Source organism: Corynebacterium sp. HMSC068H04, from assembly GCF_001811255.1.
Taxonomy (GTDB): Bacteria; Actinomycetota; Actinomycetes; order Mycobacteriales; family Mycobacteriaceae; genus Corynebacterium; species Corynebacterium hesseae.
In genome coordinates this window covers 15290-29017 of sequence record NZ_KV803989.1, presented here as the reverse complement: position 1 = coordinate 29017, position 13728 = coordinate 15290, and the positions used below count along the sequence as shown (strand labels likewise).

General features: G+C 58.9%; 12 protein-coding genes, 3 tRNA genes and 1 pseudogene. 7 read left to right on the top strand and 9 right to left on the bottom strand.

The genetic code is table 11. The features are described 5' to 3' along the window. Positions 1-161, top strand: a pseudogene (locus tag HMPREF2792_RS12845) (IS256 family transposase); the annotation flags it as partial. A 129-nt stretch (positions 162-290) separates the two neighbouring features. On the opposite strand, the gene HMPREF2792_RS05330 reads toward HMPREF2792_RS12845, so the two are convergent. Then, a tRNA-Lys gene (locus tag HMPREF2792_RS05330) sits at positions 291-363 on the bottom strand. Between the two features lie 318 nt (positions 364-681). Between HMPREF2792_RS05330 and HMPREF2792_RS05325 the strand changes: the two genes are divergently transcribed. Beyond that, complete coding sequence (locus HMPREF2792_RS05325) at positions 682-1878, top strand: L,D-transpeptidase (protein WP_198530299.1); 1197 nt, start codon at positions 682-684, stop codon at positions 1876-1878. A gap of 13 nt (positions 1879-1891) precedes the next feature. Here the strand turns inward: HMPREF2792_RS05325 and HMPREF2792_RS05320 are convergent, their stop codons facing one another. From HMPREF2792_RS05320 to orn, 4 genes are all read right to left on the bottom strand, one after another. Next, complete coding sequence (locus tag HMPREF2792_RS05320) at positions 1892-2437, bottom strand: DNA-3-methyladenine glycosylase (protein ID WP_070531542.1); 546 nt, start codon at positions 2435-2437, stop codon at positions 1892-1894. 27 nt (positions 2438-2464) lie between these two features. After that, positions 2465-3325, bottom strand: a complete 861-nt coding sequence (locus HMPREF2792_RS05315) for a siderophore-interacting protein (RefSeq protein WP_070531540.1) — start codon at positions 3323-3325, stop codon at positions 2465-2467. 157 nt (positions 3326-3482) lie between these two features. Then, positions 3483-3555: transfer RNA gene (locus HMPREF2792_RS05310), tRNA-His, on the bottom strand. Between the two features lie 49 nt (positions 3556-3604). Then, positions 3605-4237: an oligoribonuclease gene (orn, locus tag HMPREF2792_RS05305; protein ID WP_070522488.1), complete on the bottom strand. Its 633-nt coding sequence runs from the start codon at positions 4235-4237 to the stop codon at positions 3605-3607. Positions 4238-4509: 272 nt separating this feature from the next. On the opposite strand from orn, the gene HMPREF2792_RS05300 reads away from it, so the two are divergent. Further along, positions 4510-6054, top strand: coding sequence for an alanine/glycine:cation symporter family protein (locus HMPREF2792_RS05300; RefSeq protein WP_070531537.1), 1545 nt, complete (start codon positions 4510-4512; stop codon positions 6052-6054). Between the two features lie 42 nt (positions 6055-6096). Here HMPREF2792_RS05300 and cmrA read toward each other — a convergent pair whose 3' ends face one another. Continuing rightward, positions 6097-6909 carry a mycolate reductase gene (cmrA, locus tag HMPREF2792_RS05295; protein ID WP_070531534.1) on the bottom strand — a complete coding sequence of 271 codons (813 nt, stop codon included), beginning with the start codon at positions 6907-6909 and terminating at the stop codon, positions 6097-6099. A gap of 128 nt (positions 6910-7037) precedes the next feature. On the opposite strand from cmrA, the gene HMPREF2792_RS05290 reads away from it, so the two are divergent. Next, positions 7038-7223: a PspC domain-containing protein gene (locus tag HMPREF2792_RS05290; RefSeq protein WP_010191177.1), complete on the top strand. Its 186-nt coding sequence runs from the start codon at positions 7038-7040 to the stop codon at positions 7221-7223. A 22-nt stretch (positions 7224-7245) separates the two neighbouring features. On the opposite strand, the gene HMPREF2792_RS05285 is transcribed toward HMPREF2792_RS05290, so the two are convergent. The 3 genes from HMPREF2792_RS05285 to HMPREF2792_RS05275 all read right to left on the bottom strand — a co-directional run bounded on the left by HMPREF2792_RS05285 (position 7246) and on the right by HMPREF2792_RS05275 (position 9000). Further along, on the bottom strand, positions 7246-7878 hold the full coding sequence (locus HMPREF2792_RS05285) for a hypothetical protein (RefSeq protein WP_070531532.1): 633 nt from the start codon (positions 7876-7878) through the stop codon (positions 7246-7248). A 76-nt stretch (positions 7879-7954) separates the two neighbouring features. After that, positions 7955-8028 (bottom strand) — tRNA-Arg (locus HMPREF2792_RS05280). Between the two features lie 39 nt (positions 8029-8067). Then, complete coding sequence (locus HMPREF2792_RS05275; RefSeq protein WP_070531529.1) at positions 8068-9000, bottom strand: LysR family transcriptional regulator; 933 nt, start codon at positions 8998-9000, stop codon at positions 8068-8070. Between the two features lie 76 nt (positions 9001-9076). Between HMPREF2792_RS05275 and HMPREF2792_RS05270 the strand changes: the two genes are divergently transcribed. The 3 genes from HMPREF2792_RS05270 to ettA all read left to right on the top strand — a co-directional run bounded on the left by HMPREF2792_RS05270 (position 9077) and on the right by ettA (position 13696). Continuing rightward, positions 9077-11149 carry a bifunctional copper resistance protein CopD/cytochrome c oxidase assembly protein gene (locus HMPREF2792_RS05270; protein WP_070531526.1) on the top strand — a complete coding sequence of 691 codons (2073 nt, stop codon included), beginning with the start codon at positions 9077-9079 and terminating at the stop codon, positions 11147-11149. A 205-nt stretch (positions 11150-11354) separates the two neighbouring features. Beyond that, positions 11355-11945 carry a single-stranded DNA-binding protein gene (locus HMPREF2792_RS05265; protein ID WP_070531522.1) on the top strand — a complete coding sequence of 197 codons (591 nt, stop codon included), beginning with the start codon at positions 11355-11357 and terminating at the stop codon, positions 11943-11945. An 80-nt stretch (positions 11946-12025) separates the two neighbouring features. Next, entirely contained in the window at positions 12026-13696 is a 1671-nt protein-coding gene (gene ettA / locus HMPREF2792_RS05260; protein ID WP_070522290.1) for an energy-dependent translational throttle protein EttA, read from the top strand. Positions 13697-13728: the final 32 nt, after the last annotated feature.

The following is a 13728-nucleotide window of genomic DNA, read 5'->3' as shown; positions in this document are numbered from 1 at the left end:
ACTTCGGACGCAATGGGAAAGCGGCATACGCGACCTGGACGAAAGAAGAGCTCACACGACGTGGCCACCCAGACGGGCAACCAGCCACATTCGACACCCACATCGACAACGAATGGAACCCCAGCTTAGGCATAAGAAAAGGCTGGGCCGGACGCTCCTAAATCCACACGAAATGTCCCTTAATGCGACACGCCGCAAATCCACACGAAATGTCCCTTAAGCCCAGCAGCTCGAGGTCTTGGGCTAGGATCGGAAAAGCCCCTCACCACGGGGGTGAGGGGCTTAAACTGTGCGCCATCAGGGACTTGAACCCCGAACCCACTGATTAAGAGTCAGTTGCTCTGCCAATTGAGCTAATGGCGCTTGTTGTTTCTGACCGGCTCTGATTTCCTCAGTGCCTGCCGTGCAACGAGATGTAACTTTAACACCCTCTTCGTAAAAAGGTAAAATCGCCAGGTAAATGGGTGTTTTCCGCGATTAATGCCATGGCTAAATGCTTCTCTCAAAGAGTTGCGAATGTGGAAGCCTGGCGGGTGGGTAACGAAACGGTTAAGAGCGGTGGCGCCAACTGGTTCGTAGGGTGCGTGGGCGGTTAGGCTATGTGCACTCTAATTATTGTCTGTGTCTTTCTATGAGCTAGGGGTTTGTGTGCATTCTCTATTCCCTTCCGCACGTCCCGCAATGCTTCTCTCGAGTATCGTTGCGACCGCTTCACTCTTAACCGCCTGCACTATTGGTGGTGCCGCGGATTCCGGTCCGGCCACTGCCCAATCGGAGGCTGACATCAAAGCGAGCGCTTCGGCGGAAGCATCGGCGTCGGCAGCCGCCAAGGCAAAGCAGCTGAAGTTTTCCGTCAAGGACGGTGCGAGCGACGTCGATCCCTCCAAGCCAGTTGAGGTGACGTCCCCGGCCGGGCTTAAGTCGGTGACAATGACCAACGAAGCCGGCATCGAAGTGGACGATGAGCTGTCATCTGATTCGAAGATGTGGAAGAGTGCAGAAGTGCTGGGGTATAACCGCACCTACACCATCGACGCCACGGACAAGGACGGCACCCATAAAACCATCACCTTCACCACCCCGCAGGCAGCAGGCGTGTCCGAAGTGGCCTTGAGTCCGATACCGGATTCTGAGGTGGGGGTTGGCCAGGTCATCGGCGTGCGATTCGGAAACTACGTCACCGACCGCAAGGCGGCCGAAGAGGCAATCACAGTCAAGACCGAGCCTGCCGTTGAAGGTGCTTTCTACTGGGTCAACAACCAGGAAGTGCGGTGGCGCCCGGAAAACTACTGGGAACCCGGCACGAAAGTGACCGTCGATGTCGACCTGTACGGCCGCAACCTCGGCGGCGGCATCTACGGCGGCGAGGATGCTTCCACTAACTTCACCATTGGTGACCGCGTCATCGCGCTGATCGACAACAACACGAAGATGATGTCGGTGTTCAAAAACGGTGAAGTGCTGCGCCGTTTGCCTGTCTCGATGGGTAGGGATGGCCAGTGGGATACCCCGAACGGAACCTATGTCATCGGTGACGAGTACCCGTCCCTCGTTATGGACTCCACTACCTTCGGCCTGGCTCTCGACGCCGGCGGCTACAGGACTGACGTTCAGTGGGCAACCCAGATGTCCTACTCCGGAATCTATGTCCACGCAGCGCCTTGGGCTGTCGGTGCGATGGGTAGCTACAACCAGTCTCACGGCTGCATCAACGTGACTACTGAGGCTGCTCAGTGGTTCCAAAACACGGTCAAGCGCGGCGATATTGTGAGGGTCTCCAACACCGGCGGCGGCGTGCTGAGCCCGCTCGATGGTCTGGGTGATTGGAACATGGACTGGGCTTCTTGGTCTGCAGGCAACGCTACCGCTAATCAGTAGCGGCCGGGCAGCACTAGCGCGGCAGACCGCGGCGTCGAGACACTGTCTTGTCAAAGGGAATCCAAAACCGCAGGGCGGCGTCCTGGTTCTTTGAGATGCCGATGCGCGGCCCGCGGACCCACTCAGGTTCCTTATCGCGTTGTTTAAGGCGAATGGGCGTGCCGTTGTCCTCGAGGCGGAAACCTAAGGCCTTGCCCAAATTGCCGGGTCCGCGGGCGAGGTTATGAAATTCCGTGTCGCCCCGGCGTTTGTAGGCAAGGTCTACTCCGTCGATGACTTCCCCGCCGCGGAGCAAGCAACCCTGACCGGTTCCTTCGGGCGCGCAGACGATGTTGCCGTTCCGGTGGATGCCGTAGGACATGTAGACGTAGAGGCGGCCGGGCGGGCCGAACATGGGGGCGTTGCGCGGGGTGCGGCCGTTGAAGGTGTGAGAGGCCTCATCGTCTGCGCCGAGGTAAGCCTCGACCTCCGTGATGCGCACCGAAACGCCGTTGTGCGTGAGCACCGTGCCCAGAAGCTGGGGAGCAACGACGTCGGCGGTGTCGGTGAAATCGATCATTGCCGCAGTCTAACGTGAAAACAAACGTTAGGCCTTAGCTCGTTCTTCCTCGGCCTCAATCTCTGCGTTGAAATTACGCTTGGAGGATTGCCACTGGTCCTCAGTCATTCCGATACGCCAGTAGCCAGAGATAGAAACGTCTTCCTTGGGAATCCCTGATTCAACGAAAAGGAAGCGACGAAGCTCTTTGATCATTTCGGCGACTCCGTGGATGAACCATCCGGTTTTCTTCTCCTGGGGGATACCAGCCGCGCGGACCACACGGGATAGCTCAGTACCGTGGGTAGCGCCATTGCGGACTACCCAGGTGATTTCCACGCCATCGCGGGTGGGCAGTTCAAACGTGCGGTCTTCGGCTTCGATCTCGATATATGCAGTCGCAGTCGCGCCGTCGGGAAGCCGCTTCAAGCCAGCGCTGATGGCCGGTGCTGCAGACTCGTCGCCGGCGAACACAAAGTGCTCATAGTCTTCGGTTGGACCCCACGCGCCACCAGGGCCGAGGAAACCGAGCTTCTCTCCAACCTCGGCTCTGCGTGCCCAGGGGCCAGCCAGGCCGGAATCACCGTGGGACACAAAATCGATGTCAAAATCCCCGGTTTCTGAGTTCACGTTGATCAGGGTGTAGGTGCGGAGAATTGGCTGCTTATCGCGCGGTTGCTCTGCGCGAATCTGCTGAATATCAAAAGGCCAAGAGTAATCGGCGCCCTCTGGCACGAACAACAACTTGATGTAGTGATCTGTAAACTCCAGCTCCTTGCCTATGAATGCTGGAGAGTTCATGTGTAACCGAACCAGGTCTGGAGATACTTGGCGGCGGCCAGTCACGGTCGCTTCATGTGCCTTGCGGGGTTTGCGCTTCGGCGCTGCCTCTTTAACCTGGTCAGCCATTGTCATCACTATCCTTGCTATCTCTTCATGAGCTTAGATTTTCTGTGAGGACAGAATCCCACATGCTCTAAGTTTAGGTAAGGCTAACATGCTTAAGGTTGGCGGGCATAAAAAATTACCCCGCATCCTGTCGGAACAGGGCACGGGGCATATTCGGGGTGGCTGACGGGGCTCGAACCCGCGACACCCAGGATCACAACCTGGTGCTCTACCAGCTGAACTACAGCCACCATCGTTGCCTGAAAGCAACGAGATACAGGTTAACTCACCTCGTTGAATTTACAAAAACGCCTGGTAGTCATCGGTAGTGGCAGCCTTAAGATCCTCCGCTTCCGCGGTGGAGGGGCCGTCGTCCGTGCGGAAAACGCTGCGGCGGTAGAAGTCGAGCTCTCGAATGGACTCAATAATGTCTTGCAGGGCTCGGTGTGCCATGCCCTTTTGTGGCTGGTTGTAGTATGCCCGCGGGTGCCAGCGGCGTGCTAGTTCCTTAATCGTGGAAACGTCAATCATTCGGTAGTGCAGCGCGGCGTCCAGGCGCGGCATGTACTCGCGAATGAAGGTGCGGTCCGTGGCGATGGAATTGCCTGCAAGGGGAGCAGGGTGGTTGGCGTCGCAGTGCTTCTCGACGAGCTTCAGTACCGCTTCCTCCGCCTCTTCGATAGTGATCGTGGATTCCCGGATTTCCTTGTCGAGACCGGACTTCGCATGCATCTCGGTGACGAAGTCATCCATCTCCGCCAGTTCTTCCTCTGTAGCGTGCACGACGAGGTCGAGGCCCTCGTCAAGGATGTTTAATTCGGCGTCCGTGATGACGGCGGCGACTTCCACGATTACGTGGCGCTGCGGTTCAAGTCCGGTCATCTCCAAGTCGATCCAGACGAGGCGGTCGTTTTTGGCGGGGATATCACTCATGGCTTCCACCATAGTTTCTCTTCGGTCATGGTTTGGGAGGTGCCCTAGTCGGCTGAGATGGGGGTAAATGGGGGTGAGGAGGGGTCTCGTTGTGGAAGGTGCCTTTTTATTCGAGGTGTGCTGGGGTTTTCTGGTTGACATTGAGGGGCAGTGTCGAGGGCTTCTTGAACTTTTTCATGATTTCTCTCACCAAACCCTTGGGAGATGGGACATTATTAGGTCAGCCTTTAAAGTGATGGCACTCACATATATCGAAGGACGGAAACCTACCGATGTCAGCCTTTCTTGACACTCTCAACTCATTAATTTGGTCACCAGCATTAGTCTTCCTGTGCCTCGGCGCGGGAATTTATTTCACCCTGGCCACCAAGTTCTTACAGGTGCGCTGCATTCCGGACATGATTAAGCAGCTGAAGGACGGCGAAAGCTCCGATTCGGGTGTCTCGTCCTTCCAATCGCTGATGATTTCCCTGGCGGGCCGCGTTGGCGTGGGAAACATTTCGGGCGTTGCAACCGCCATCGCTTTCGGCGGCCCAGGTGCCGTGTTCTGGATGTGGGCGGTGGCTTTGCTCGGTTCCGCAACTTCTTTCGTGGAATGTACCTTGGCGCAGGTTTATAAGGAGAAGGACCAAGACACCGACGAATACCGCGGTGGTCCGGCTTATTACATCGAGAAGGCCTATAAGCACACCAAGGCCGGTCCTTTCATGGTGGTCTATGGAATCGTCTTCGCTATTGCGATGATCCTTGCCACCAGCTACTTCCTGCCCGGCATTCAGGCTAACGGCGTGGCTGCGGCCGTACAGAACGCTTGGGGTGTTGAGGTCGGTTGGTCTGCCGTGATTCTGGGCGGAATCCTCGCCATCATCATTATTGGTGGCGTGAAGCGCATCGCTAACTTCGCCTCCCTCGTGGTCCCGTTCATGGCCGGCGCCTATATCCTCTTTGCCATCATCATCCTGATCATGAACTTCAACCAGATCCCCGAGGTCTTCGGCATGATCTTTAAGTCCGCTTTCGGCGCGGAGCAGGCTTTCTCCGGCCTATTGGGCTCGGCCATCATGTGGGGCGTGAAGCGCGGTATCTACTCCAACGAGGCAGGCCAAGGTACCGGCCCACAATCTGCCGCAGCTGCGGAGGTATCCCACCCAGCCAAGCAGGGCTTCGTGCAGGCCTTCGCGGTCTACATTGACACCCTCTTCGTGTGCTCTGCTACCGCATTCATCATCATCTCTACCGACATGTACAAGGTCTTCGAAGGCGAGTCGGAGGATGGCCCAGTGCGCTACGCCGGTTCGATCCCGGATGGGGTCGAGGTCGGTCCGGGCTTTGTCCAGCACGGTCTGGACACCCTGTTGGCAGGTTTCGGCCCGAGCTTCGTTGCCATCGCTATTGCCTTCTTCGCCTTCACCACTGTCCTGGCGTACTACTACATGGCGGAGGTCAACCTGACCTATTTCAACCGCTGGATCAGCAACAAGACCACTCGCCGCGCGTTGGTGTGGCTCCTGCGCATTCTCCTCGTGGTGTCCGTGGTTGTTGGCGCAACGACGACTCCGGGTGCTGCCTGGGCGCTGGGCGATATCGGCGTTGGCGCGACCGCGTGGCTCAACATCATCGCCATCCTCTTCCTACAGGTCCCGGCCCTCAAGTGCCTCAAGGATTACAGCGCACAGAAGGCAGCTGGCAAGGACCCGCAATTTGACCCAGAAGCGTTGGGCATCAAGAACGCCGAGTTCTGGGTAGAGCGCAAGCTCGCCCGGGAGGAGGCCGCACAGAAGGCTATCGCGGAGCAATCGCCGCTCCAAGGCAAGTAAAGCAATGCCCGCTCTCCACGGGGAGAGCGGGCATTTTATGTCCTAGGCCATCTTGGAATAGAAGCTGCCGATGAGCGGTGCAGCAATTGGGGTGGGCACAATCTTGCCCAACGCGTTCATTGCTTTCGATAGCGGCCCAGGGACCACGCGGCGCTGGTTGCGGGCCATGGCCTCCAGGGTCTCTTCGGAGCAGGACTCATAGGTGGTCCACAAGAAATCCGGGACTACCTTGTCCACGATGGATTGCTCTTCTTCGGGGATGACGGCATCGCGCACCGGGCCGGGGGCAAGCAGCGTGCAGGTCACGCCGGAGCCCTTGAGCTCGTAGTGCAGGGCCTCCGTAAACGCGTTAACACCTGCCTTGGTGAACACGTAGGTGGCGTTGTTTGGGATGGAGACGTTGCCCGCGGCCGATCCCACGTTGCAGATAGCGCCGCTGCGTCGCGGCAGCATTTGCTCAAGGGCGGCGCGCGTCAGGCGGTGAACGGCCTTTGCATTGAGGTCGAACTGCCGGGTTTCATAATCCCAGTCCTGCTCCATGAACTTGCCAAAGCTGGCGATGCCCGCCGAGTTGACGATGATGGAGATTTCCTTGCCCGCCATGAACTCGATGACGCGGTTCACGTCTGCGGCCTCGGAGAGGTCCGCTGCCAGCGCGATGGCGTCCACCTCGTGGCGCGAGCGCAGGTCCGCGGCGATGGATTCAAGGACGTCTTCGCGGCGGGCAACGAGAATGACGTTGTAGCCACGGGCGGCTAGGTCCTTGGCCATCGCAGCGCCAATGCCCTGGCTAGCGCCGGTCAGCAGCGCATACGAGGAGCGGGTAGGGGCGGGCAGCCCGGGGGAGTGAGCCATGAAACGGCGTCCTTTCTCTCAGGGTGGGAAGTTTCCACCCAGCGTAGAGCAATCAGGGTCTAAATCAGGGTAAACACCGATGAACCCTTCGGCCCAACTCTGGATAATGGACAGTGAAAGGAGACATCATGAACAACCAACGTTTGACCCGTTCCACAACTGACACGATGCTCGGAGGCGTGTGCGGCGGCATCGCACAGACCTACAACCTCGACCCGACCTTGGTGCGAATCCTCTTCGTTGTTGCCACGCTGCTGGGCTTCTCAGGAATTCTGCTCTACCTCATCCTCTGGGTCGTCATTCCAGTGGAGTAATCGGTAGTTTAGTTTCTACAAATTACTGCAGCGGGCCCATCGCCATGAAGCGCTTCCACGTTTCCCACTCATCACGCAGACGCGGCAGGGCGCTGGGTGGGGTTGCGGTGCCGTCGACAAGCGTGGCGTCCTGCATGCGTACGCCGTAGTCGAAGAAGAGAGCCCCGTGCCCGGAAGCGCCATAGCGGAGGACCGGCACCAAATTGAGCCCGTCGAATGACAAGGGCGCGTTGGGGCGCACATCAAGCCCCGCGATCGCCGCGAGGGTAGGAGCTAGGTCGAGCGGGGAGACAAGCTCAGTGCACTCCCCGGACTCTGCAACCCCGGGCCACAGGAGAGACATCGCGGCCTTATCCTCCTGCAGGGAACACACCGCTACGACGCCATCGAGATCATCCAACACGTGGGGGTCTGGTTGCTCAAGAAGCCGAAAGACCCGTGACGATGCGGGGCGGGTATCCTCCCGAACCTCGAAGCCAGCTGCCGCAAAAATGTCCGTGATGCGCGTTGTGGCTCCGCGCTGCGGGTACTGCCCGGTGAGCACTCCGCGGCGTGACTCCGCATAGCTTGGTGACGTCCCCCAGGCATTGCTGAAGCGCATTCCGCGCAGCGCGGATTGTGGAGCGTGGTCAAAAGTCGCGAGGGTGATGTCCATAAAAGTGTGTCCAAATTGTGCCCAAAGGCCACTTTCCGAGGCTTAATAAAACCCCAAAAAGTGGCCCTGACCTGCGTGCCCCCAGCAGGATTCGAACCCGCGACACATGGGGTAGAAACCCACTGCTCTAATCCACTGAGCTATGGAGGCGTACCGCGCCATCATAACGCACTGGGGCGTGTAGTCCGATTATCGGGCTACCGCTGGCGTTGGCTCGGCGTAGGCGTTGAGGAGGACGTCGTTAAGCGTGCGCGCCGCGGGGCTCAGCGCACGGTCCGCGCGGTGGATGACGAGCGCCTGCACGGTCGGGAGGGCTTCCGCGATTCGCCGGAAGTGGACTCCCTGCTGGCCCAAAGCCTGCGCGGTGTGCGGCAGGAGGCTGATGCCGTAGTCGCCCGCCACGAGTGGCAACCCCGTTTGCAACGTGGGAACTTCTTGGACTGTAACGGGCTTGCTTAATGCTGCCTTAGCCCACACCTGATCCATTGCTTCCGGCAAACCGCTGAGTTCCGGCCAGCGCGGCGGCAAGAGCCAGGTCTCAGCGCTCAGGTCGGTCAACCGCACGGGGTCGGGCAAGCCTTTAAGCCTCTCGGGGAGCGCGACGTGCACCTCCATTTCTGCGGCGCAGTCAATGGTGAGCTGCGCGCCGTAGTCTTGGTGGAAGCGCTGTGGGTTAGTGGTGAGGAGGATTCCCAACTCCGCTGAGCCATCCAGGACCTCTCTCAACGTGGCGGTTGGTTCTAAGTCCTTTAAGGAAACACTTACCTCCGGTGCGCGCTGGCGCATGCGGCACAGAATCTCTGGCATATAAAGCCAGTTGAACTCGGGGGCGGAGCATAACGTCACAGAGCCCGCGCTGCCGGATGCAATTTCGGCAAGGCGCGTGGTGGCGGTGGTAAGAAGGGAATCTATCGAGGTAGCGACGCCATAGAGGTAATCTCCGGCCTCTGTGGTTCGGACTCCACCGCGCCCGCGGGAGAGCAGCTTCACGTTGAGATCCTTTTCAAGTTTGCGCACGGTCAGGCTTAAAGAAGGTTGCGTGAGCTGCAGTGCTTCCGCAGCTTGCGTGAATGAACCGTGGTCCACAACGGACCGAAAATGGTGAAGCTGGCGAGAGTCCATAAGAGCAGACTACCCGAAAGCTTAGAAAAAACTACTTTTTAGGTAAGAGAACCTCCGTGACGGTAGACTGCCCACCATGCACACTGAGAAAGAAACTCCCAGCTCACAGCGCTTTCGGGGGGCGGCGCGCTCGACGTCGGGAGCGCAGCCTTCCCGCTTGTTGAATCTTTCTTTCGTCGTCTTCGCGGGCCTCGTGGGCGGAATCATTTCTCTGTTCTTTCTTGCGGACTCGCTCGCCGCCCTAGGCATCCCCGACCCAGGGCGTATGACAACGTTCGGCCTGCCCTTCTTCCGCGCTATCGCGTGGATGCTCATGGCGCTTTCTATCGGCTCCTTTATGTCGAGCGCCTTCTTTATCTACCCGGCGGTACCGGATAAGGACAACGAGCGTCTCATCAAGGCCACGCTCACCGTCGATGGGCACATCGCAGCGCGGACCGGCGCATGGGCGGCGGTGGGCGCCGCGGTGGTGTCTTTATTAGAGGTCCCTCTCGTCATGTCGGATCTCACCGGCACCCCGTTGGCCAAGGTTCTCAACCCAGAGCTGATGGGCATGGCAGTGGGGCAGATCGCGGCGTCGCAAGTCTGGCTGCTCACCGCAGCTATCGCAGTGGTTGTTGCCGTATCTGGTTTTGTCGCACGCACGTGGGCGGGCCAGGTCGGAACGTTTTTCTTGTCATTGTTGCTGACGGTGCCTCTCGGGATGGAGGGCCACTCGGCTTCCGGCGGCGATCATGACTACGGTACGAACTCGCTGCTGCTGCACCTGTTCTTCATCATGCTCTGGGTCGGTGGACTCATGGGGCTCATCGCCCATGGCCGCCGCCTTGGCCCAGATATGGGTGTGGCGGTGCGTCGCTATTCCACGGTCGCTTTGTTCTCCATCGTGGGGCTGGCAGCTACAGGCGTAGTTAATGCGCTGATTCGCGTTGAGTTCGGGGATCTGTTCACTACTCGATACGGCCTGTTGGTGCTGAGCAAAGCGGTGCTCACCGTGGTGTTGGCGGCCATCGGCTTCGTGCACCGACGGGTTACCATCCCTCAATTGAAGAGTTCGCCGCGCCTGTTTATCAGGGTGGCTGTGGTTGAGGTTCTCATCATGGCGGCGACTGTTGGCGTGGCCATCTCGATGGGCCGTACGCCGCCCCCGCCGCCGCGGGACCCGAATCTCAACGCCATGCAGATCCTGCTGGGCTATGAGCTTTTCGACGCCCCCACCGCCACCAACGTGTGGACCATGTTCCGCTTTGATCTCATGTTTGGCTCGCTGGGGATCGTGCTGGCAGGCTTCTACCTGTACGCGCTGTGGCGCCTCAAGCGCCGCGGGCTGACGTGGTCGGCAGGACGCACTGCGTGGTTCCTCGTGGGAGCGCTGGGCATGACGCTGATCATGAGCAATGGCATCGGCTTGTATATGCCGGCGCTGTACTCCATGCACATGTTGGTGCACATGATTCTGTCCATGGCAGTCCCGCTGTGCCTTGTGTTGGGCGCTCCGGTGACCTTAGTGATGGAAGCTTTTGAGCCTGGGGAGCCGGGCAAGCCCACGCTTCACGACGCTGCCGTCGCCCTCACCAAGGCTCGTACCTTGCGCATTCTTACGCATCCAGCGGTCAACGTTGTGCAGTTCCTGGCTTTCCTCTACGTGCTCTATCTTTTCCCGAACTTTTATGAGCTCGCCATTTCGGAACACGCTGGGCACGTGATCATGAACTGGGTCTTCCTGATCTCTGGCTACATCTACTACTGGGAGGTTATTGGCCCGGACCCGTTGCCGTGGCGCGCGCCGACGGGCATTCGCCTGCTCATCCTCTTCGTGTCGATGCCCCTGCACCTTTTTGCTGGCGTCTACCTCATGCAGATGCAAGTCATTCTGGGCTTGGACTTCTATGAGTCCTTGAGCTTGCCGTGGCACCCGGACTTTGTCACGGACCAACGAACCGGCGGCGGTATTTCCTGGGGCTTCGGCCAATTCCCGCTGGTGATTGTGTTTGGTTCGCTATTCCTTGACTGGCTGCGGGAGGACCGTGCTACCGCTCGGCGCCATGATGCTAAGGCGGATATTGACGGCGATGCTGATTTGGAAAGCTATAACGCCATGCTCAAGCAGATGAGCGAAGGGGATGATTCCACCTTCCGCCAGCACTAGCGGGAGTGCGCACCCTGGGTGTGTGGAAAGGTGCTTTTACCTTTGTGGATGGATATCTTGTTGACGCGTACAACAAGTTATCCACAGGTTGGCAGTGAGGCCATTGCGGGCGCGCTGATCGGTGGCGATGATGCGAGGTACGGGAGGCGCATCGCTTCCTCGCATTGAAAAGAGCACCAGCCACAAACAGCAAAGGAATCACGCAATGTCTCAATACCCAATCTCACTCACGGGGCGCCTGACTCACGACCCCCACCTGACCAAAATCAGCGAAACCATGTACAAGGCCCGCCTCCGCTTTGCTTCCTCGCGCAGCGTTCCGGAGAAGGATGAGGAGGGCAAGACGGTGTGGCGGGAGTTGGACCTTAACTATATCGACGGTGAGGTGTGGGGTCAGTGCGCCATCAACGTTAAGAAGTCCCTGTTTAAGGGCATGCCGGTCTTTGTTATGGGCTCCATTGTCACGGATCGGTGGGAGGATAAGAACGGGGCAAAGCGCTCTAGGACCTATATCAAGATCGCCCACGTGGGCCTTGACCTCAACCGCTTCTGTATTACCTCCACCAAGATTGGTACCTCCTATGGTGAGGAAGGCAGCGAAGCCCTCTGGCTGGGGGAGAATCCGCCAGTACCGGATGTGGATTACACGGCACCGCCGAGTACTGCGGAGGATGAGGCATTGCCGGCTGCTCTGCAGTCGGGAGATACCCCGCAGGATACTGCGGCGGATCGTCAGCAAGCACAGAGCGCGGCCGAACCTCACCGCGAACCGGCGCCAGAAGAAGCTATGGCCTAAGGACGGGGGACTACCACCGCTCATGTGATGTACTCTTTGTACTGTTATTGACCAATCCTGACAGAAGTAAAGGGTGAAACATGGGCGAATTCATCTACACGATGAAAAACGTGCGTAAGGCCATCGGTGACAAGGTTATTTTGGACAATGTCACTATGGCTTTCTACCCGGGCGCCAAGATTGGCGTCGTGGGCCCCAACGGTGCAGGTAAGTCCTCGATCCTGAAAATTATGGCCGGCCTCGATCAGCCTTCCAACGGCGAGGCTTTCATTGACCCGGGCAAGACGGTCGGCATCCTTCTCCAGGAGCCGCCGCTCAACGAGGAGAAGACGGTCCGCGAGAACGTCGAAGAAGGCCTCGGGGAGATCTTCCAGAAGAAGCAGCGCTTCGAGGAGATCGCGGAAGAGATGGCCACCAACTACTCCGACGAGCTCATGGAAGAAATGGGCAAGCTGCAGGAGGAGCTCGACCACGCGGATGCGTGGGAGGTTGACTCCAAGATTGAGCAGGCCATGGAGGCACTGCGCTGCCCGCCGTCTGATGACCCGGTGACTAACCTGTCCGGTGGTGAGCGCCGCCGCGTCGCGCTGGCCAAGCTGCTGCTGAGTGAGCCGGACCTCCTGCTGCTCGACGAGCCTACTAACCACCTCGACGCCGAATCCGTCCAGTGGCTGGAGAAGCATCTCGAGTCCTACCCGGGCGCCGTCCTGGCCGTGACCCACGACCGCTACTTCCTCGACCACGTTGCGGGCTGGATCTGTGAGGTTGATCGCGGCAAGCTCTACCCCTACGAGGGCAACTACTCCACTTACCTGGAGAAGAAGGCAGAGCGCCTCGAAGTTGCTGGTGCTAAGGACAAGAAGCTGCAGAAGCGCCTCAAGGAAGAACTCGCGTGGGTTCGTTCCGGTGCGAAGGCGCGCCAGGCCAAGAACAAGGCCCGTCTTCAGCGCTACGAGGAGATGGCTGCAGAAGCCGAGCAGTACAAGAAGCTCGACTTCGAGGAGATTCAGATTCCGACCCCGCCGCGCCTGGGCAACAAGGTTGTGGAGGTCAAGGACCTGACCAAGGGCTTCGATGGTCGCGTCCTTATTAAGGACCTGTCCTTCACCCTGCCGCGCAACGGCATCGTCGGTGTTATCGGCCCGAACGGTGTGGGTAAGTCCACCCTGTTCAAGACCATCGTGGGCCTGGAAGAGCCGGATTCCGGTTCTGTCACCGTCGGCGAGACCGTCAAGCTTTCCTACGTTGACCAGGGACGCGAAAACATTGATCCAGAGGCCACCGTGTGGGAGGTCGTCTCCGATGGGCTGGACTACATCCACGTTGGCCAGAACGAGATGCCGTCCCGCGCCTACCTCTCCGCATTCGGTTTTAAGGGCCCGGACCAGCAGAAGCCGTCTAAGGTTCTTTCCGGTGGTGAGCGCAACCGCCTGAACCTGGCCCTGACCCTCAAAGAGGGCGGCAACTTGATCCTCCTCGATGAGCCGACCAACGACTTGGACGTGGAAACCCTGGGCTCCCTGGAAAACGCGCTGGAAAAGTTCCCCGGCTGTGCCGTGGTTATTTCCCACGATCGCTGGTTCCTCGACCGCACCTGTACCCACATCCTGGCCTGGGAAGGCAACGTCGCGGAAGGCCAGTGGTTCTGGTTCGAGGGTAACTTCGGCGATTACGAGAAGAACAAGGTCGAGCGCCTCGGTGAGGACGCCGCCCGTCCGTCTCGCGTTACCCACCGCAAGCTCAGCCGCTAGGGCCGCTCAGCCCTAACACTCAAAGGAAATCT